Source organism: Sporosarcina sp. QA0331 (assembly GCF_055808055.1).
In genome coordinates, this window is the sequence record NZ_CM147850.1 from 1,464,993 (window position 1) to 1,483,022 (window position 18,030).

General features: G+C 42.4%; 15 protein-coding genes and 1 other annotated feature. Of the genes, 13 read left to right on the top strand and 2 right to left on the bottom strand.

Annotated features, from left to right (window positions below; all coding sequences use genetic code 11):
* Window positions 1–20 precede the first annotated feature (20 nt).
* The 7 genes from ccsA to AC0L13_RS07105 all read left to right on the top strand — a co-directional run bounded on the left by ccsA (window position 21) and on the right by AC0L13_RS07105 (window position 8,920).
* The gene (ccsA, locus tag AC0L13_RS07075) at window positions 21–851 is read left to right on the top strand and encodes a cytochrome c biogenesis protein CcsA (protein ID WP_473645326.1); all 831 of its coding nucleotides are present in this window, start codon (window positions 21–23) and stop codon (window positions 849–851) included.
* A 34-nt stretch (window positions 852–885) separates the two neighbouring features.
* Entirely contained in the window at window positions 886–1,815 is a 930-nt protein-coding gene (gene hemC, locus AC0L13_RS07080; protein ID WP_473645328.1) for a hydroxymethylbilane synthase, read from the top strand.
* Window positions 1,808–2,569, top strand: a complete 762-nt coding sequence (locus AC0L13_RS07085; protein ID WP_473645330.1) for a uroporphyrinogen-III synthase — start codon at window positions 1,808–1,810, stop codon at window positions 2,567–2,569. Before hemC ends, AC0L13_RS07085 begins: the two co-directional genes overlap by 8 nt.
* Entirely contained in the window at window positions 2,566–3,546 is a 981-nt protein-coding gene (gene hemB / locus AC0L13_RS07090; RefSeq protein WP_473645333.1) for a porphobilinogen synthase, read from the top strand. The genes AC0L13_RS07085 and hemB overlap by 4 nt, the downstream gene beginning before the upstream one ends.
* Window positions 3,547–4,839 carry a glutamate-1-semialdehyde 2,1-aminomutase gene (gene hemL, locus AC0L13_RS07095; protein ID WP_473645334.1) on the top strand — a complete coding sequence of 431 codons (1,293 nt, stop codon included), beginning with the start codon at window positions 3,547–3,549 and terminating at the stop codon, window positions 4,837–4,839.
* A gap of 102 nt (window positions 4,840–4,941) precedes the next feature.
* Entirely contained in the window at window positions 4,942–5,757 is an 816-nt protein-coding gene (locus AC0L13_RS07100) for a hypothetical protein (protein WP_473645336.1), read from the top strand.
* Between the two features lie 226 nt (window positions 5,758–5,983).
* Window positions 5,984–6,208, top strand: a binding site (T-box leader).
* 66 nt (window positions 6,209–6,274) lie between these two features.
* Window positions 6,275–8,920 (top strand): valine--tRNA ligase, encoded by a 2,646-nt coding sequence (locus AC0L13_RS07105; protein WP_473645337.1) that lies wholly within the window; start codon window positions 6,275–6,277, stop codon window positions 8,918–8,920.
* A 161-nt stretch (window positions 8,921–9,081) separates the two neighbouring features.
* Here AC0L13_RS07105 and AC0L13_RS07110 read toward each other — a convergent pair whose 3' ends face one another.
* Together AC0L13_RS07110 and AC0L13_RS07115 are read right to left on the bottom strand one after the other, a co-directional pair.
* Entirely contained in the window at window positions 9,082–9,879 is a 798-nt protein-coding gene (locus AC0L13_RS07110) for an ATP-grasp domain-containing protein (protein ID WP_473645339.1), read from the bottom strand.
* Window positions 9,876–10,742 carry an ATP-grasp domain-containing protein gene (locus tag AC0L13_RS07115; protein WP_473645341.1) on the bottom strand — a complete coding sequence of 289 codons (867 nt, stop codon included), beginning with the start codon at window positions 10,740–10,742 and terminating at the stop codon, window positions 9,876–9,878. Before AC0L13_RS07115 ends, AC0L13_RS07110 begins: the two co-directional genes overlap by 4 nt.
* Before the next feature lie 62 nt (window positions 10,743–10,804).
* Between AC0L13_RS07115 and AC0L13_RS07120 the strand changes: the two genes are divergently transcribed.
* From AC0L13_RS07120 to AC0L13_RS07145, 6 genes are all read left to right on the top strand, one after another.
* Window positions 10,805–12,013 (top strand): bifunctional folylpolyglutamate synthase/dihydrofolate synthase, encoded by a 1,209-nt coding sequence (locus tag AC0L13_RS07120; RefSeq protein ID WP_473645343.1) that lies wholly within the window; start codon window positions 10,805–10,807, stop codon window positions 12,011–12,013.
* Window positions 12,014–12,103: 90 nt separating this feature from the next.
* Entirely contained in the window at window positions 12,104–13,807 is a 1,704-nt protein-coding gene (locus AC0L13_RS07125; RefSeq protein WP_473645345.1) for a sensor domain-containing diguanylate cyclase, read from the top strand.
* A gap of 20 nt (window positions 13,808–13,827) precedes the next feature.
* The gene (locus AC0L13_RS07130; protein WP_473645347.1) at window positions 13,828–15,555 is read left to right on the top strand and encodes a sensor domain-containing diguanylate cyclase; all 1,728 of its coding nucleotides are present in this window, start codon (window positions 13,828–13,830) and stop codon (window positions 15,553–15,555) included.
* A gap of 124 nt (window positions 15,556–15,679) precedes the next feature.
* Window positions 15,680–16,105, top strand: a complete 426-nt coding sequence (locus AC0L13_RS07135; protein WP_473645349.1) for a type II secretion system protein — start codon at window positions 15,680–15,682, stop codon at window positions 16,103–16,105.
* A complete protein-coding gene (locus AC0L13_RS07140; RefSeq protein ID WP_473645351.1) occupies window positions 16,086–16,568 on the top strand; it encodes a hypothetical protein in 483 nt (160 codons plus the stop codon). Before AC0L13_RS07135 ends, AC0L13_RS07140 begins: the two co-directional genes overlap by 20 nt.
* Before the next feature lie 3 nt (window positions 16,569–16,571).
* Window positions 16,572–17,789 (top strand): hypothetical protein, encoded by a 1,218-nt coding sequence (locus AC0L13_RS07145; RefSeq protein ID WP_473645353.1) that lies wholly within the window; start codon window positions 16,572–16,574, stop codon window positions 17,787–17,789.
* Window positions 17,790–18,030: the final 241 nt, after the last annotated feature.

Below are 18,030 nucleotides of genomic sequence, written 5' to 3' on the forward strand. Positions count from 1 at the left end.
CGAAAGGCAGAGGTTGCATCATGGCCGAAATGACTATGGCGAGATTCCACGAAGTAATCGTCGTCCTGTATGCGGTGAGCCTCGTATTTTACTTCATTGATTATTTGAACAGTAATAAAATCGCCCATCGCAGTGCATTATGGATTTTATCGGTCGTCTATGTGATGCAAAGCGGCTACCTCATAGCGCGGGTGATTGATACACAGCGATTCCCGGTCCTTTCCCTTTACGAAGGGATCTATTTCTATGCTTGGCTGCTCATATCGTTATCGATAATCCTCCAAGTGTTTTCAAAGGTTGGGTTCGCTGTTTTCTTTTTAAATGTTATCGGATTTATTTTTATGACAATCCATACATTCACGCCGACACAAATTGAAAAATCGCCTGTCGGAGAATCGCTCATTTCAGAATTGCTTTTCATTCATATTACATTTGCGATTCTTTCGTATGCGGCATTCGCGATGTCTTTCGTTTTCGCAATTCTTTATTTGCTCGTCTATAAAGTGTTGAAAAAGAAAAAGTGGACTAAGCAATTCGGACGGCTCCCATCACTGCAGCAATCTTTATCGGGGATGAAAGCATCTATTTACACGGGAATCCCGGTATTGTTCATCAGCCTTGTGCTAGGGATTCAGTGGGCGACAGTCGCGTTGGATGACTGGATGATTTCTGACATGAAGATTATCGGGTCTTTCCTCGTCATTATCCTTTATAGTTTAGTATTGTTTTTACAAAGAAGAGGTAGACTGACAGCGAACGATTTTGCTTGGGCGAACGTCTTCGCTTTTCTTTTTGTTATCGTCAACTTTTTTCTTGGAAGCAGATTATCGCAATTCCATTTTTGGATTTGAGTTTTAAGAGTACTTCAATAGGAGGAAGATCATATTGAGAAAAATCATCGTAGGATCGAGAAGGAGCAAGCTCGCTCTAACACAAACGAATTGGTTTATCGACCAAATGAAAGCAGCGGGTGCGCCTTTTGAATTTGAAGTAAAGGAAATTGTGACAAAGGGGGATAAGATCCTCGATGTAATGCTCTCAAAGGTGGGAGGCAAAGGCTTATTCGTCAAGGAGATCCAGCAAGCGTTATTCGACAAAGAGATCGACTTTGCTGTCCATAGTATGAAGGATATGCCAGCTGTTTTGCCTGAAGGGCTAACAATCGGATGTATCCCGCCGCGGGTTGATGCTCGTGATGCATTCATTTCAAAAGGTCATGTGAAATTCATGGACTTGCCGGTAGGGGCAGTCGTTGGAACTTCTAGTTTGCGCCGCAGCTCACAGCTGCTCATGCTACGTCCAGATCTTGAAATTAAATGGATACGAGGCAATATCGATACCCGATTGAAGAAAATGCAAGATGGAGAATATGATGCGATTCTGCTAGCTGCCGCAGGCTTGAAGCGGATGGGGTGGAGCGACGATATCGTTACTGAATATATGTCCATCGAAGACTGTATTCCCGCAGTTGGCCAAGGAGCGCTTGCGATTGAATGCAGAAACGATGATGAAGAACTGCTTGCCGAACTGAAAAAAGTTTCCGACGATAAGACATGGCTTGAAGTTGATGCGGAAAGAACTTTTCTATCCGAAATGGACGGCTCTTGCCAAGTTCCGATTGCAGGATTTGCTGTTCATGATGGCGAGGAAATCGAGTTTACAGGGTTTATCGCTTCGCCGGATGCAAAACAAGTCTTCAAAAAGACGGTTCGCGGTACAAATCCGATCGAGGTAGGCAAATCTGTCGCGTCCACTCTACGTGCCGAAGGGGCTGCAGAAGTGATTGAGAAAGTGAAGGCGGAAATGGATGCCTGATTTGCCTTTGAAAGGTGAATCTGTAATTTTCACAGGGACACCGAAATCACTGGAAGTTTTCGATCTTGTTAAGGAATACGGAGGCATCCCATACTCCTTGCCGCTCATTCAAGTGAATGAAATTGAAGAGCGGACTGATGAATTTGAACTGAAAAGATGTAAAGAATTTGATTGGTTAATTTTCACAAGCCAAAGTGCTGTGAAAGCATTCCATTCAAAAATGAAACGCTTCGATGTAACATCTCAACAGTTTCCATCCAAAATTGCTGCTGTCGGTACACAGACCGCGGCAGCGTTAGAGAAGATCGGCTTTACGGTGGAATTTATTCCGTCCATTTTCAGTGCCGACGTTTTCGTCAAGCAATTCAAGCCTACGGAAAACAGAAAGCTGCGTGTGTTGTTTTTAAAAGGAAACTTAGCGGGCAGCATCATCCGTGAAGAACTACCGTTTCAAGTGGAAGAATGGACAGTCTATGAAACAGATGCCAAATTGGATTCGGTAGATTCAATTATCGAGATATTGAAAACCGAGAAAAACAACACTGTTTTATTCGCCAGCCCCTCGGCGGTGCGCGTTTTTCAAGAAGGCGTCGTTCCCGTTGTCGGTTGGAAAGGCTATACGCTCGGAGCGATCGGACATGTCACTGAAAAAGCTTTACTTGATGCAGGGGCAGAAGTGGATGTAAAGCCTGAAATTTATACTCTTAAGGAACTCGTCATAGCTTTGGCGAAACGAAAGGAAGATATCCAATGACTCAACTACAATTCCGACGTAATCGTCGACTGCGCAACTCAGCAACAATGCGATCGATGGTAAGGGAAACAATTTTGCATAAAGAGGATTTTATTTATCCGATGTTCGTCATCGAAGGCGAAAATGTGAAAAATGAAATCAGCTCGATGCCGGGTATTTACCAATTGTCACTTGATCGTTTGATGGAGGAAGTGGAGGAAGTCGTTTCATTAGGCATCCCTTCCGTCATCCTATTCGGCATTCCTGCAGAGAAAGATGCGACTGGCACAGGAGCTTTTGATGATGAAGGGATTGTACAGCGCGCGACTCGTCTTATCAAAGAGAAGCATCCATCGTTAGTTGTCATTGCCGACACTTGCCTTTGTGAGTATACGGATCATGGGCACTGCGGAGTCGTTCATGGCTCAGACGTATTGAATGATCCATCGCTTGAACTGTTGGCAAAAACTGCGGTCAGCCAAGCAAAAGCGGGAGCAGATATTATCGCTCCTTCCAATATGATGGACGGATTTGTTATCGCCATTAGGGAAGCTCTTGATGAAGCTGGTTTTGAAAATGTGCCGATCATGTCATATGCGGTTAAATATTCTTCAGCTTACTACGGACCATTCCGTGATGCTGCTGATTCAGCTCCGCAATTCGGCGACCGTAAAACGTATCAAATGGATCCTGCCAACCGGATGGAAGCACTTCGCGAGGCGGAGTCTGATGTTATGGAAGGCGCGGACTTCCTAATTGTTAAACCTGCTTTGTCCTATTTAGATATTATGCGTGATGTAAAAAACAACGTCCTTCTTCCTGTCGTCGCATACAATGTGAGCGGTGAGTATTCGATGGTGAAGGCAGCTGCACAAAATGGCTGGATCAATGAAAAAGAGATTGTATTGGAAACATTGACAAGTATGAAACGCGCAGGTGCGGATCTTATTATGACATACCATGCAAAAGACGCAGCGCGTTGGCTGGAGGGAAAATGAATGGGAAAAAGTTATGAAAAATCTAAGCAAGCGTTCGAGGAAGCAGTAAAGTTAATGCCAGGTGGTGTAAACTCTCCTGTCCGCGCTTTCAAATCGGTCAACATGGATCCGATTTTCATGGAAAGCGGAAAAGGGCCGATCATTAAAGATATCGATGGCAATGAGTACATCGACTACGTCCTTTCATGGGGTCCGTTGATTTTAGGGCATGCCGATCCAGATGTCGTTGAGAGCATCAAGAAAGTGGCTGAGACAGGTACAAGTTTCGGAGCGCCGACATTGTTGGAAAATGAACTTGCGCAAATTGTAATTGACCGTGTTCCTTCCATCGAGGTTGTCCGCATGGTTTCTTCAGGTACAGAAGCGACAATGAGCGCATTGCGTTTAGCTCGCGGATATACAGGCCGCAACAAGATTTTGAAATTTGAAGGCTGTTACCACGGCCATGGCGATTCACTTCTCATTAAAGCAGGATCTGGCGTCGCTACGCTAGGTTTGCCGGATAGCCCAGGAGTTCCTGAAGGCATTGCGAAGAACACGATTACAGTGGCGTATAACGATATGGATGGCGTACGGACTGCATTCGAACAGTTCGGTGATGATATAGCAGGTGTCATTGTCGAACCGGTTGCAGGTAATATGGGAGTTGTACCACCAGAGCCAGGCTTCCTTGAAGGGTTGCGTGAATTGACCGAGAAGAACGGCACATTGCTTATTTTTGATGAAGTGATGACGGGCTTCCGTGTTGATTATAATTGTGCGCAAGGTTATTTCGGAATTACACCGGATCTCACTTGCCTCGGCAAAGTGATCGGCGGCGGACTTCCTGTCGGCGCATATGGCGGTAAGCGAGAAATTATGGAAAATGTCGCACCTGCAGGAACTGTTTATCAAGCAGGGACATTATCCGGAAATCCGATGGCAATGACAGCAGGCATTGAGACGTTGAAAAAATTGACTCCTGCTTCATACGACCATTTCAAAAAGCTTGGTGATCAGTTGGAGGCTGGCTTCCGTGAAGCTGCGACGAAATACAATATCCCGCATACTGTGAACCGTGCTGGCTCTATGATCGGCTTTTTCTTCACAAATGAAAAAGTATACAATTATGACCAAGCGAAAACATCCGACTTGGAACTGTTTGCAGAATACTTCCGTCTTATGGCGGAAGAAGGCATTTTCCTGCCGCCTTCCCAATTTGAAGGCATGTTCTTATCAGCAACTCACACGGAAGCGCATATTGAACAAACCGTCCAAGCATTCCATAAAGTATTCGCCCAATTGGCGCGATAATCCCACACCACCCGTTGTCGATCGACTTGGGTGGTTTTTTATTCTACCTATCCTTCTCGATGCATATAATGGCAAGTGAATGAAACCGGGGAGGGAAATGGAATGAAAAAGCTACAATGGAATATGGAAGAAGTCTTTTATTTTCCTGAAAACGTCGGAGTGCCAAAGGATGCACGTTTAGTTAAAGTGAAAGCAGGATTTACTGAAAAGCGATCTGAAGATGCGGTCCGGCTTTCTGGAATTTATCATATCGCCGCCAAGGTCGATTTCACCGAAGGAGAGCGGGGTGAGACACTTCCATCAGACGCTGTATTTGTAGATGATGTGGAGCTTGAGGGAGAAACGGGCTATTTCGAATATGCGGTGCCTTTATATATCGATTTGCCTCCAGAAGTTGAACATCCATTGCATATTGAAGCGACTGATGTCAAAACAACATTTGACGGACAAGGTTCCTTCACAGTTGCTTGGAATGTGAACTGTACGTATGGAGAGGATTCGACCGAGGGAACTGCAAGTAATGAACAAGCGGCAAACACAAGTAATGAAACTGCCTCCAACGAAACTTCCAATGTGCAGACTGCCAACAACAAATCTTTATCAGAAGCGAATAAAGAAGCAGAATCCGTAGAAGAGAAGACGGAAGCTGTAGCAGTTCAAGAAACACCAAAGGAAAAAGTCGCAGCAGGGATGCAAGAGCAGGAACAAGTCGTTCAAGTTTCCGAACCTCGAACAGCGCAGGCTGTACAAAGTCGGGCAGCAGCTGAGCCTGTCCAAGTTCTGCAGACAACTGCAATGCATGACAGCAGCTCGTGGAATGACCATGATGATATGCTGTCATACATCGCAACGTTGCCGGATGAATGGACGACGACAAGATTCCGCTCAAATGATATCTTTGTAAAGGAGGAAAGTTAAACCTATAAGCGTGCATAATAGGAGGAAATCACCCGTGGTAGGGACGATTAAAACCCTAATGAGCTGAAAAACAGCGATTGGGATGATGATACCTTTGCAATAAAACCTTGTCTTCCGTAGCCACGGGGGCAATAAATAAGGATTATATCCCTTTCTCATAATTACCTTCCTTTCATATTTACTTGACGAAATCTCCTCTAATCGAATATAATACTCATAACTATATAATGATGCTTTGATCGGGAAAGTACGTAAGTTTCATTTATCCAAGAGAGGGCGCCGTCGGTGAGAGGGCCTATAAATGAATTTACAGAAAGTCACCCAGGAGCAGTTTCCGTGAATTTTGAGTAGCGGAAGCCGGTTTGAAACCGTTATTTATTATTGAGGCGCAAACATTTTTTTAGTTTGCGTGAATAAAGGTGGTACCACGGATAACTCCTTCGTCCTTTTTGACGAATGGAGTTTTTTTGTATTCACTTTTAAAAGCAGTACGTGCAAGTAAAGAGGAGGAGTTCATATGTCAACAGAAAACTTGTCAATGCCAACGAAATATGAGCCGCAATCGATTGAAGCGGGTCGTTACGAATGGTGGCTGAAAGGGAAATACTTCGAAGCACAGCCTAAAAGCGGGAAAGAACCGTACACGATTGTCATTCCACCGCCGAATGTTACAGGAAAGCTCCATTTAGGGCATGCTTGGGATACGACGTTGCAAGATATTCTTATCCGTATGAAGCGGATGCAAGGTTATGATGCTTTATGGCTTCCAGGAATGGACCATGCGGGTATCGCGACACAAGCAAAGGTTGAAGAAAAACTTCGTGAAGAAGGAAAATCCCGTTACGATCTTGGACGTGAAAAATTCCTAGAGGAAACATGGAAATGGAAAGATGAATACGCTGGCCATATCCGTGCGCAATGGTCGAAATTAGGTCTAGCACTTGATTATTCAAGAGAACGCTTCACGTTAGATGAAGGATTGTCAAAAGCTGTCCGCGAAGTTTTCGTAAAACTTTACGAAAAAGGCTTTATTTATCGTGGTGAGTATATTATCAACTGGGATCCGGCAACGAAAACTGCGCTATCAGATATCGAAGTTATCCATAAGGATGTTCAGGGTGCATTCTATCATATGCGCTATCCACTCGCTGACGGAACGGGAAGCATCGAAATTGCAACGACGCGTCCTGAAACAATGCTTGGCGATACTGCGGTAGCAGTACATCCGGAAGACGATCGTTATAAGCATTTAATCGGCAAAACGGTTACATTGCCAATTGTCGGACGGGAAATTCCGATTGTTGCAGATGATTATGTCGACATGGAATTTGGAAGCGGTGCAGTAAAAATTACACCGGCACATGACCCGAATGACTTTGAAATCGGCAATCGCCATAACTTGCCTCGCGTTCTTGTTATGAATGAAGACGGCAGCATGAACCAACTTGCAGGCAAGTACGAAGGGATGGATCGCTTCGAATGCCGAAAAGCAATCGTCAAAGATTTACAGGATCTCGATGTTTTATTCAAAATCGAAGATCACTTGCATTCTGTTGGGCATTCTGAACGTAGTGGAGCTGTCGTCGAACCATATTTGTCAACGCAATGGTTCGTTAAAATGGCGCCGCTAGCAGAAGAAGCAATCAAACTTCAGCAATCCGAAGGAAAAGTCAACTTCGTTCCGGAACGCTTTGAAAAGACCTATTTGAACTGGATGGAAAACATCCATGACTGGTGTATTTCTCGTCAGCTTTGGTGGGGACATCGCATTCCTGCTTGGTACCATAAAGAGACAGGCGAAGTGTACGTTGGACACGAAGCGCCTGAAGATCTCGAAAACTGGAACCAAGACGAAGATGTTCTTGACACATGGTTCTCGTCTGCATTATGGCCGTTTTCGACGATGGGCTGGCCGGATCTGGACAATGAAGAATTCAAACGTTATTATCCGACAGATGCGCTCGTAACTGGTTACGATATCATTTTCTTCTGGGTATCCCGGATGATCTTCCAAGGCATCGAATTCACTGATCAACGACCATTCAAAGATGTACTCATCCACGGTCTTGTCCGTGCAGAAGATGGCCGGAAGATGTCGAAATCACTCGGCAACGGAATCGATCCGATGGAAGTGATTGACAAATATGGAGCGGACGCATTGCGTTATTTCTTAGCGACTGGTTCATCGCCAGGTCAAGATTTACGCTATTCAACTGAAAAAGTTGAAGCAATCTGGAACTTTGCGAATAAAATTTGGAATGCTTCACGTTTCGCTTTGATGAATATGGATGGCATGACGTATGAAGAAATCGATCTGTCAGGTAAGAAATCTGTAGCAGATGCATGGATTTTGACAAGATTGAATGAAACGATCGAACAAGTAACGAAGCTTGCCGAGAAATACGAATTCGGCGAAGTCGGCCGTGCGCTGTACAATTTCATTTGGGATGATTTCTGTGACTGGTATATCGAAATGGCGAAATTGCCGTTGTACGGTGAAGACGAAACAGCGAAGAAAACGACACGTTCGGTTCTTGCATACGTCCTCGATAACACGATGCGCCTCTTGCATCCATTAATGCCGTTCATTACGGAGGAAATCTGGCAGAACCTTCCGCATGAAGGGGAGTCGATTACGGTTGCTGCTTGGCCAACAGCTGATCCTGCATTGACAGATACAGAAAAAGCATCTGATATGAAGCTGCTCGTAGACCTTATCCACGCAGTACGTAATATTCGTGCTGAAGTGAATACGCCGATGAGCAAAAAAGTACCGCTTTATATTTCTGCGAAAGATGAAGCAACTGTTTCTGTTTTGGAAGCGAACCGCAGCTATATCGAACGTTTCTGTAATCCGGAAACACTCGAAATCGGAGTTGGTATTGCAGCGCCAGGCAAATCGATGTCAGCTGTCATTACGGGGGCTGAATTGTTCTTGCCGCTCGAAGGATTGTTGAATCTTGATGAAGAGATCGAGCGATTGAAGAAGGAATTGGCGAAATGGGAAAGCGAAGTGAAACGTGTTCAAGGGAAACTTTCCAATGAGCGATTCATTTCAAAAGCTCCTGAAGCAGTAGTTGCAGAAGAGCGTGCGAAAGAGAAGGATTACTTGGAGAAGAAAGCGGCAGTTGAACGCCGTATTGAAGAATTAAAAGAGATTTAATTAAGAAAAAGAGTTGGTCCTCCAGCAGTGGAGTTGACCAACTCTTTTTTTTTGCGAGCGCTCATAAATCTTGCTAAACGCTCATAAAATCGCGCAAGTGCTCATAAATCGCGAAAAGCACTCATAAAATCGACAAAGTGCTCAAAAATCTCAAAAAGCGCTTATAACCTATACAATTCACTCTTCACATACTCCAGCACTTTCTCAGCAACTGAAAAATCATGCGTCATGTAAAGGGATCTTGCGCCAACCGGGTCTTCAATCTCATTCAACATCCAACCTCCGTCAGGCAATAACAAAAAGTCGATGCCTATATAATCGCTTTTTAACGCTTGTGCTATCCTACAGGCCTCTTTTTCCTGCCAAGACGAAAGAGTGTATTTCTCCACAGTCCCGCCAAGGGTAAAATTCGACTTGAAGGAGTCATTTCCAATTCGTTTGACAGCTCCTAACACTTCCTTACCGAGCATAAAAACACGGACGTCCGCAGATTCCGATTCGATATATGGCTGTACAATTGTCCGTCTACCTTCGAATCGAGCGAAAAATTCTTTTGCTTCATTCTTTGTATGGCAAAGAAAAACTTCGCTGCCCCCATGTCCATCAATTGTTTTCAACACAACAGGGTAAGGGGGAATGTTTAGTAAAGAGCTAGCCCTTTTTGTTGGAACTGCAGGAACCCCTAACAACGAAGCTAGTTCATAAGTTTTCAACTTATCATTTGCGATTTTGTTCACTTCCGACCGGTTGATCATCCGGAATCCTGCAGACTCCCATTTTTCCGAAAGCTCACGATTTCTGTCTCGGAATAAAATGAAATCGGAATCATCATCCGGCTCTTCCTCATCAATTAGCAACGTCAATGCAATATCCATCTTCGTTGCATGTATCATTAAATCATCGATAAATCCGCGATTGCGTTCCGCTTCCTCTAATGTGTAATAAACATGCCCTTTCATGTAAGCTTACCTAAAATGTAATCAATCATCTTGTCCGCTACGTTGATGCCCGTCACGTTATAAATATTGCGGATATGCGCTGCGGCATTCACTTCGCAGACGAGTGGTGCTTCATTTTCTCCAAACAAAAGATCGACACCCGCAAATTCTGCACTCACCGCATCAGCCGCGCGTATCGCCAATTGTTCCTGCTCGGGAGTTAGGTCAATCATACTAGCCACTCCGCCGTTTGTAATATTTGCTCGAAAATCCGTTTCAGAAGACCGATACATCGCCGCGACAATTTCGCCGCCAACAATATTTACACGGATGTCTCGTCCTCTGCTCGTCGCAATAAACTGCTGAAATACATAATCGACTCCACGCAATTCATCTACTTTTGTAAAGAAATGCTCTTCTGTTTCAATCAAATACACTTTCATGCCGAATGAACCGTGGCCTTCTTTAATAATCATCGGCAAACCTAGTTTTTCAAGAACCTTTTCATAATAGCCCGATCCTTCAATTGTGAAATTCGGATACACTTTCGGCGCGATGATTGTTTCGGGCATTGGAATATCATTCTTTGCCAGTTGTATGTATTGCTTCGCTTTGTTATCACATGTCTCAATTACTTCGGGGTCATTAAAGACAGGGATACCAGCATTTTTCAAAAATGTGGCCAGCAGGATATCTTTATCAAGAAAGACGACAAAGTCAGGTCGGACTTCCAGCTTTTCATTAAGGGCCATAAGCACTTCGTAGTTCTTTTTCAGGGTAGCGTTGACACCTGCCCGTTCGGCGGCGTCTCGTAAAAGTTCCGCCTGATCGCGAAATTTATCGCTCGTCAAACTCCCATTATAGATGACCCAACAATTTTTCATTTCGTTCCCTCCGGCCGTGATATACTATTTCTAAGCTGATTTTACCATAAGGGGCGAGTGAATTGATTCCAAAATTTGATGAATATAAAGAGCGATTTGGCATAGTTAGTGATGTTGAAATAAAACCGGGTCTTGATAGCATCCGTGCAGCACTTCGAAAGGTTGGGAACCCAGAAAAGGGCCTACATGTCATTCATGTGGCGGGAACAAACGGAAAAGGCTCCACGATCGCTTTCATGGAATCCATCTTAAAAGAGCATGGATTTTCGACAGGCGTCTTCTCGTCACCGGCGTTGGTAGATGTGCATGACCAAATTCGTATAAATGGACTCCCGATCAGTCCGGAAGAGATGGACGAGACGTTCCTCAAAATGAAAGAGTCAGGATTGAGCGGAACGTTGACCGATTTTGAATTGTTGACAGTTGCGGCATTCCTTACTTTCGAACGGTTAGCTCCTGATTATATCTTGCTCGAATGCGGGATGGGGGGCAGTTTAGACAGCACGAATGTCGTTTCGCCGCTCGTATCAGTCATTACATCAATTGCGCTTGACCATATCGGTTTTCTTGGTGGAACGATTGAGGAGATAACTGGACATAAGGCGGGGATTATTAAAGAAAATACGACTGTAGTCATTGGTCCGCTTCCAAAAGAGGCTATGAACGTCGTTCGAATGAAAGCGGAGGAGACGAACAGTGAAGTTATTGCTTACGGAGATGATTTCACAACGAATGATGAAGAGTTAATCGGGAAATCAATTCGAGTGCCAATCCGTGAACGTAGGCTGAAAGGACCTCATCAAACTGTCAACGCGGCACTTGCAATTGAGTCGTTGCTGCAAGCAGGACTGGAAGTGGATGTTGAACTTCTTGCAAAGGGCGTGGCGACGGCTTCTTTGCCGTATCGGTTCCAAGAAATCGCCGACGGGGTTGTTATAGATGGAGCGCATAACCCCGCTGCCGCTAAAATGCTTGCTGAGACGATCAAATCTGAGTTTCCCGGAGAAAAAGTCGACTTTGTCATCGGCATGTTGAAAACAAAAGATATAAAGAAAACATTAGATGAGTTGATTCCTGTAGCGGCTTCCTTTACTTTCGTCACGTTTCCTCATCCACAAGCTGCCACTGGAGAGGAATTAATGTCTAGTTGTCAGTATAATAGAAAAAGGGTGACAAAACATTTTGATGATACTATAATACTAAGAAAGGGAAATGATAGGAAGATAATAGTCGCAGGTTCGCTTTATTTGGTCAGTAGTCTTTTGAACTAGGTTCACCTATAAGACATGATCACTTTCAATTTGGACAACACCATATCATTTCGCATGTATTTCATATATTTTTTAAGGGGTGAATGAACGGTGTCTGAAAAAAAGTGGTCTACAATCTTACTTTTTATTACTTGGTTGCTCATCGTTCCACCTGGAATTGCTTATTTCCTTCTAACCCGGATGCCTGAAAGCATCAATGTTGTCTACTTGATGCTTTTTATTATTTTTGGTGTGTTAACTGCTCTATTCCCAATCAAAAGGAATGGACAACCTGTCACGTTAGTCATGTGGGTCACATTACCTGTTTTCCTCATGTATGGAATTGCGATTGAAATGGTCGTTATGCAGTTGTCTATTCTCGCAAGCCTCTTTGTAACAAAAAGGTACCAGAAGCAATCACATCGATTTTTCCTGAATTCCATCATGATGTTCATTTTATCGATTGTCGCTGCGGGCGCATTTAACGTAGTCGGCGGCACAACTGGTTCGATGGACTTTTGGCCACTTCTAATAGGCGTGGCGGTATATCGGCTTGTCCATACAACAGCAAATATTGGCTTGTTGAATACATATTTTAAGATGAGGGGGGCAAAGAATCCTTATACGAAAAAAGATCTGCTTTTTGAGTATTCGACGCTCATTCTCATTTTGCCATTGGCTTTAACATTTTATTTAATGCTGAACATGGTTGGCATCGCATCTTTCTTACTGCTAGGTTTTCCTTTTTTTATGACGATAACGATTATTCGCTTGTATGGGCGTTCTGAAAAAATTAATGAATATATTAAGAAAGCTGGCAAAATCGGAAGTGAACTTTCTGTCATGACGGACGAAGAGACAGTGACAACGCAGTTCATTACGAAGACGAGTGAATTATTCAAGGCAGATTATGCATTACTTTTCACGAATCATGATCAATGGCTGGAACTGGAGAAATGGTATGAAGGAAGGCATTTTGTCGATCGGCCATATCAAACTGTCCAAATCGGGGAAGGGATTGCAGGGATGGTGTTGGAGAAAAAGGAACCGGTCATCTATTCGAAGAGAAAAGACTGGGAGCAATATGCGACAACTTCGCTTTTAGAAGACTTGGAAAGTGTTCTTTGTATCCCATTGGCGCATAACGACAAAACAAATGGCGTTCTTCTATTAGGATCCAATAGGAAATCTGCTTTTGGAGATTACCAGCTGAAGATTTTGGATTTGCTCGGATCATATTATATTGTTTCTTTAGAGAAGGCTCGATATGTACAAGAGGCATTGCAAAGAAGCGAAAGATGCGCATTGACGAAGCTGTACAATTATCGCTACTTGGAAGAAAAGCTGCACTTTGAAATGGAACGGATGCGCTTGGGAGATATCGATGATTTATCCGTCGTCATGCTTGATATTGATCATTTTAAAAAAGTGAACGACACATTCGGCCATCAAAGCGGCAACGATATTTTATATGGATTTGCAAGAATCTTGGAGAAAAACTTACCGGACCTTGGAACAATCGGGCGCTATGGAGGGGAAGAGTTCGTCTATATATTGCCGGGCTTTTCGAAAGCGGAAGCAGTTGAATTTGCTGAACAACTTAGATTGCTCATACGAGAGCATGCATTTACAATCATTCCCGATTTGGGTGATGATAAATATCCGGTGAAAGTATCGATCACATCAAGCGTCGGCGTTGCGAACGCACCAACGGATACGGACGAAGCGATGAATCTGCTTCGCAATGCGGACCGTGCATTATATATAGGTGCGAAGCAGGCGGGAAGAGACCGGGTGGCTGAATACGTTAAATGACGAAGGGGGAGGGATAGGAATTGATAGTTACAGCTAGACAAAAAAGAGCTGTGTATGTTTTGTGGCTCCTTGTTGTTCCTTTAATGTTTTACATTGCCCTCAACTATTTTCCGTCGAAGTCACTTAATTACGTAGAGATGGTCATTTATTTAGCTATCCTTATCGGGACGTTAATGACTTCGATTTCACTGGATAGGGTAAGCATGACGTTGGAGAGATGGGTTATCTTCTCGCTGTTTTTTCAATATGGCATTGTCGCTGAAATGATGTACATGCAAATTGTAAGTTTTGTACTGCTTTACACGATGAAGTCTTCGACACCGAAAGCGTTCAGGTTTGGATTTAACTCTATTAACTTTGCGATTGTTTCTGTAATAAGCAGTGCAATATTTTATGCTTTCGGAGGTTCACTTCAAGAAATGTCATTAGGGACATTCCTACTGGCTGGCTTTATTTATGCTTCTGCCTATTCATTGGTCAATAGTGTTGTCATTTATATGTTTTTCAGATGGATGAAGATAACTACAGCAGGAATGAAGAAAGTAGTATTGTGGGATTATGTTTCTTCAATTCTCCTTTTACCTTTCGCTATTACTTTTTGTCTTCTCTTGCAACAATTCGGCAGTAAAGCATTTTTGCTCATTGGCGTTCCGTTTATTATTGTTTTACTCGTTTCAAGCAATTATATGAAATCCGATAAATTGAATGAAGTATTGTCTTCATCAACGGTTATCGGTCATCAGCTGGCAGATAGCTTACGAGTTGATGATGTTATGCACACATTCATCAATAAAATTAATGGTGTAATACCTTATGACAGCGCCTATATCGTCGATTTAAGGATGGGTGAAAATCTTGTCATGCTTGCTCATAACGAAGGGGAATTCCGAAGCGGGGTTGCTAATAATTTTTCATTTCCGCAAAAGATGTCTGATGGAGATGGCTTGGACTTGGAAATGACTAAGTTTTTCTTGAATAAAAAAAACGTTGCCTCACTAAGAGGATATACGTTTGGCGACGCTGTGGAAAGTGTTATGGCGGCACCCATCAAAAGAAATCAGAAGACGGAAGGTTTCCTTATTCTAACATCACAACAAAGATACGCGTTCGAGGAAGTACATGTAAAGATGGTGGATCTGTTAACAGGCTATTTTGCAACCGCGGTTGAAAGGGCAAGGTATTATGAAAAAACAGTAGAAAAAAGTGTGAGATGCGGCTTGACTGGACTTTATAATTTCCGTTACTTGGAGTCTAAATTGGATGAGGAGATGATACGCTATCATACCGGGGAAATTTCTACATTGTCTACGATCATTTTGGATATCGATCATTTCAAGTCAATCAATGATACATACGGGCACCAAAGCGGGAATGATCTGCTCTGCGCATTCGCAGCTCTATTAAGGAGTTGCCAAACATCCGAAATGACTTTAGCTAGGTACGGTGGCGAAGAGTTCGTAATAATCATGCCGAATTATAAAAAAGAAGATGCAGTGGAGTTTGCGGAAAAGATTCGAAAAGAGATGGAAGAGTCTAGCTTCGAAATCATACCGGACCTATCCGAAGACAGGGTACCTGCAATCGTCGAAATGACAATCAGTGTTGGTGTCGCTACATTACCGATGGATGCAAAAGATGGTAAGGAATTGCTGCGAAATGCAGACCGAGCGCTTTATATTGGCGGGAAACAAGCAGGTCGCAATCGGGTAGGCGTTTATGAAGAAGAGTATGTGGGTATATTGAATTGAGACTGGCAGATGACGCCGGTCTTTTTCTGTGATTTTTTTACTATTGAAAGAGACTAGTTGATTAGTTTAAAAGGATTTTGTATGCTGTAAGTAATAGATACATAAAAAGGGAGGCGATGTTGAGATGAAAAGCCATAAAGGAAACGAAAAAGGGATGACCCTCGTCGAAATCCTGGCCGCGCTTGTCATCTTAGGCATCGTCTTTGTTGGGTTTATGACGATTTTCCCGGAGATGACGAATTTTAATGAGAAAACGGGGACCAAGCTGAGTGTAATGAACGAGGCAAGGGTGCTTCTGGATAACTATAGAAACTCATCATACTCTCTAAGTGATTTCACTTCGGAAAATGGTTATATCGATAAAAATGAGGCCTGGATCCGAACCGAAAAAAGTGAATTTGGAGAAGTGGAATATAGAATTGAAAAACAAGCCGCATTGCCAGCGGGGGATGCTGAAGGTGAGTTGAGTCTGCATGAAGTCAATATATCGATTCAAAAAGATGACAAAGTTATCAGTGAGACTTTCGGCTATGTTGAAGTTAGTAGATAATAAACATAACAATAGTTCACGGCAATCAGGGATGACGCTAGTAGAGGTATTGGCCGTACTTCTATTAACCGCACTTGTCATTATATTAATTTGGGCAACAATACTTACAAGCATGAATTACAATATAACGGAAACAAAAAAATTAAGAATGCAGCAGGAGGCTAATTATATAATTACAGAACTTCAACAAATTCACCGAAAATGTGATGCATATAAGTTGAAGGAGAGAGACGGGGAAATTTGGATGACGGATTGTCTGGGAGCTGTCACTCAATCAGATAAGAAAATCGGTTCAGGATCTGAATTTGAAATTAGTGGATTACCAACAGAGCACGAAGTTAAAGCGAAAACAACAGATTCTTCTTTGTATGTTGACCTAGTAGTTGCTGATCCGAGTAATTACAAACTAGAGGTAAGTGTCTCAACAGTCATCTCTAGATATAAAGTGGAGAAGGAGGAGTGAAGAATGCGGAAAAGCCATAACGAACAGGGATACGCATTATTAACAGTCCTCTTTTTAGTTGTTTTCATAATGGTAGTTTCAGCTGTCTTTATAAGAGGTTCACTTGGAAATGCAAAGCAAGAAATCAAAGTGGATGAGAACCAACTTACAGTAATGGCGGCCGAGGCTGGGGTGGATTATATTATTCAGGCCCTTGTTAACGAGTATTATCAAAAAGAAATTGAGCTAGATAGCTTAGCGAGGAATTTAATTCAGGCTACACCTAACAATAAAAAAGTTGACTACAACTCCATTCATGAAAAATTAAGCGGAGAACTCATTGTCTATTTGCGACAAAAGATAGATGAAATAAATAAAGACACTATAAGGTTTCCTCAAATATTTTTAGATAAATATAGTTATCAATTTGATAACATGAATTTAACACGTTCTGGAGATCGTCAAATTGTTTTCTCAGGCGAATCTAAAGGTATTGTAGTTGATGGAGGAAAAGAAGTAAGGATAGCCTTTAAACAAGTATTCATAATACCTGATTATGAAAATGCAAAAGGGGAAAGCGGAAGTTTAAGTAATCCAATTGATATGACTAATTTCTACCCTTCGGACATTGGTGTGGATGAATGTAAAAGTGATGATTTGAGAAATAAGAAGTGTAAAGTGGGAAATGGTTCTAAAGTGAAGAAGATTTGGAACAAATCGACTGTTTATTTTCCTTTTCCCTACTTTCAGCCAAATGGAAATCTTGATATCCGTTCTTCAACTATATACTCTAACGGAGGGATGGTAGTTTCCAATTTCAATCAATTTGAGGATTCAACAGTTTCTGTTAACGGTAGTTTAGAGGTGCATAGCAATATGAATGGTGTTAAGAATTCCACTTTAAAGGTAAGCGGTAGCTTCAAAAGCTTGATGAACGTAAAAATGGAAAAATCAAATTTTTATATAGCTGGAGCCTTTCATGCAGTTAAAAAATTTGAGATTAAAAGTAATTCGTTAGTTTGTATTGGCGGAAATGTTAAATTCGATGGTGATTTAACAATTTCTGATGGAAGCAAATTGTTTTACGTAATTGAAGAGAATAAAAATAATCCAACTCTGGCTGGCTTGGCAGATGCAGTTGGGGTTTCATCAAGTGAAATATGGAAAAAGTGTGGGGGAGGAGAAAGTATTGAAGAGGTTCAATGGAAAAAGCCACTAACAAAAGACGTAACCTATTATTAATAAATTAAAATTGTTTTTCAGCAATTGGACTACTACAGGAAAATCTTTATATATACTTTTATGAACCTATAATTAAGTAAATAGATTTTTGGATTTAAGTTTCAGCTAATTGCTTCAACATTCTGTAGAAATATGCTAAAGGCTAAGTGTTAAAAACTAAATAACAGTTCAGTTATATTTGCCGAATGCATTAAATCGGCTAGTCGAAGATGTAATAAACTTATCAACGTATAGCCAATGA

What these genes read in the sequence shown, in the direction of transcription:
- hemB (WP_473645333.1), top strand. Translation starts at nt 2,566, where the DNA reads ATGACTCAACTACAATTCCGACGTAATCGTCGACTGCGCAACTCAGCA.
- ccsA (WP_473645326.1), top strand. Translation starts at nt 21, where the DNA reads ATGGCCGAAATGACTATGGCGAGATTCCACGAAGTAATCGTCGTCCTG.
- AC0L13_RS07105 (WP_473645337.1), top strand. Translation starts at nt 6,275, where the DNA reads ATGTCAACAGAAAACTTGTCAATGCCAACGAAATATGAGCCGCAATCG.
- AC0L13_RS07115 (WP_473645341.1), bottom strand. Translation starts at nt 10,742, where the DNA reads ATGAAAAATTGTTGGGTCATCTATAATGGGAGTTTGACGAGCGATAAA.
- AC0L13_RS07110 (WP_473645339.1), bottom strand. Translation starts at nt 9,879, where the DNA reads ATGAAAGGGCATGTTTATTACACATTAGAGGAAGCGGAACGCAATCGC.
- AC0L13_RS07140 (WP_473645351.1), top strand. Translation starts at nt 16,086, where the DNA reads ATGTTGAAGTTAGTAGATAATAAACATAACAATAGTTCACGGCAATCA.
- AC0L13_RS07135 (WP_473645349.1), top strand. Translation starts at nt 15,680, where the DNA reads ATGAAAAGCCATAAAGGAAACGAAAAAGGGATGACCCTCGTCGAAATC.
- AC0L13_RS07085 (WP_473645330.1), top strand. Translation starts at nt 1,808, where the DNA reads ATGCCTGATTTGCCTTTGAAAGGTGAATCTGTAATTTTCACAGGGACA.
- AC0L13_RS07100 (WP_473645336.1), top strand. Translation starts at nt 4,942, where the DNA reads ATGAAAAAGCTACAATGGAATATGGAAGAAGTCTTTTATTTTCCTGAA.
- AC0L13_RS07145 (WP_473645353.1), top strand. Translation starts at nt 16,572, where the DNA reads ATGCGGAAAAGCCATAACGAACAGGGATACGCATTATTAACAGTCCTC.
- hemL (WP_473645334.1), top strand. Translation starts at nt 3,547, where the DNA reads ATGGGAAAAAGTTATGAAAAATCTAAGCAAGCGTTCGAGGAAGCAGTA.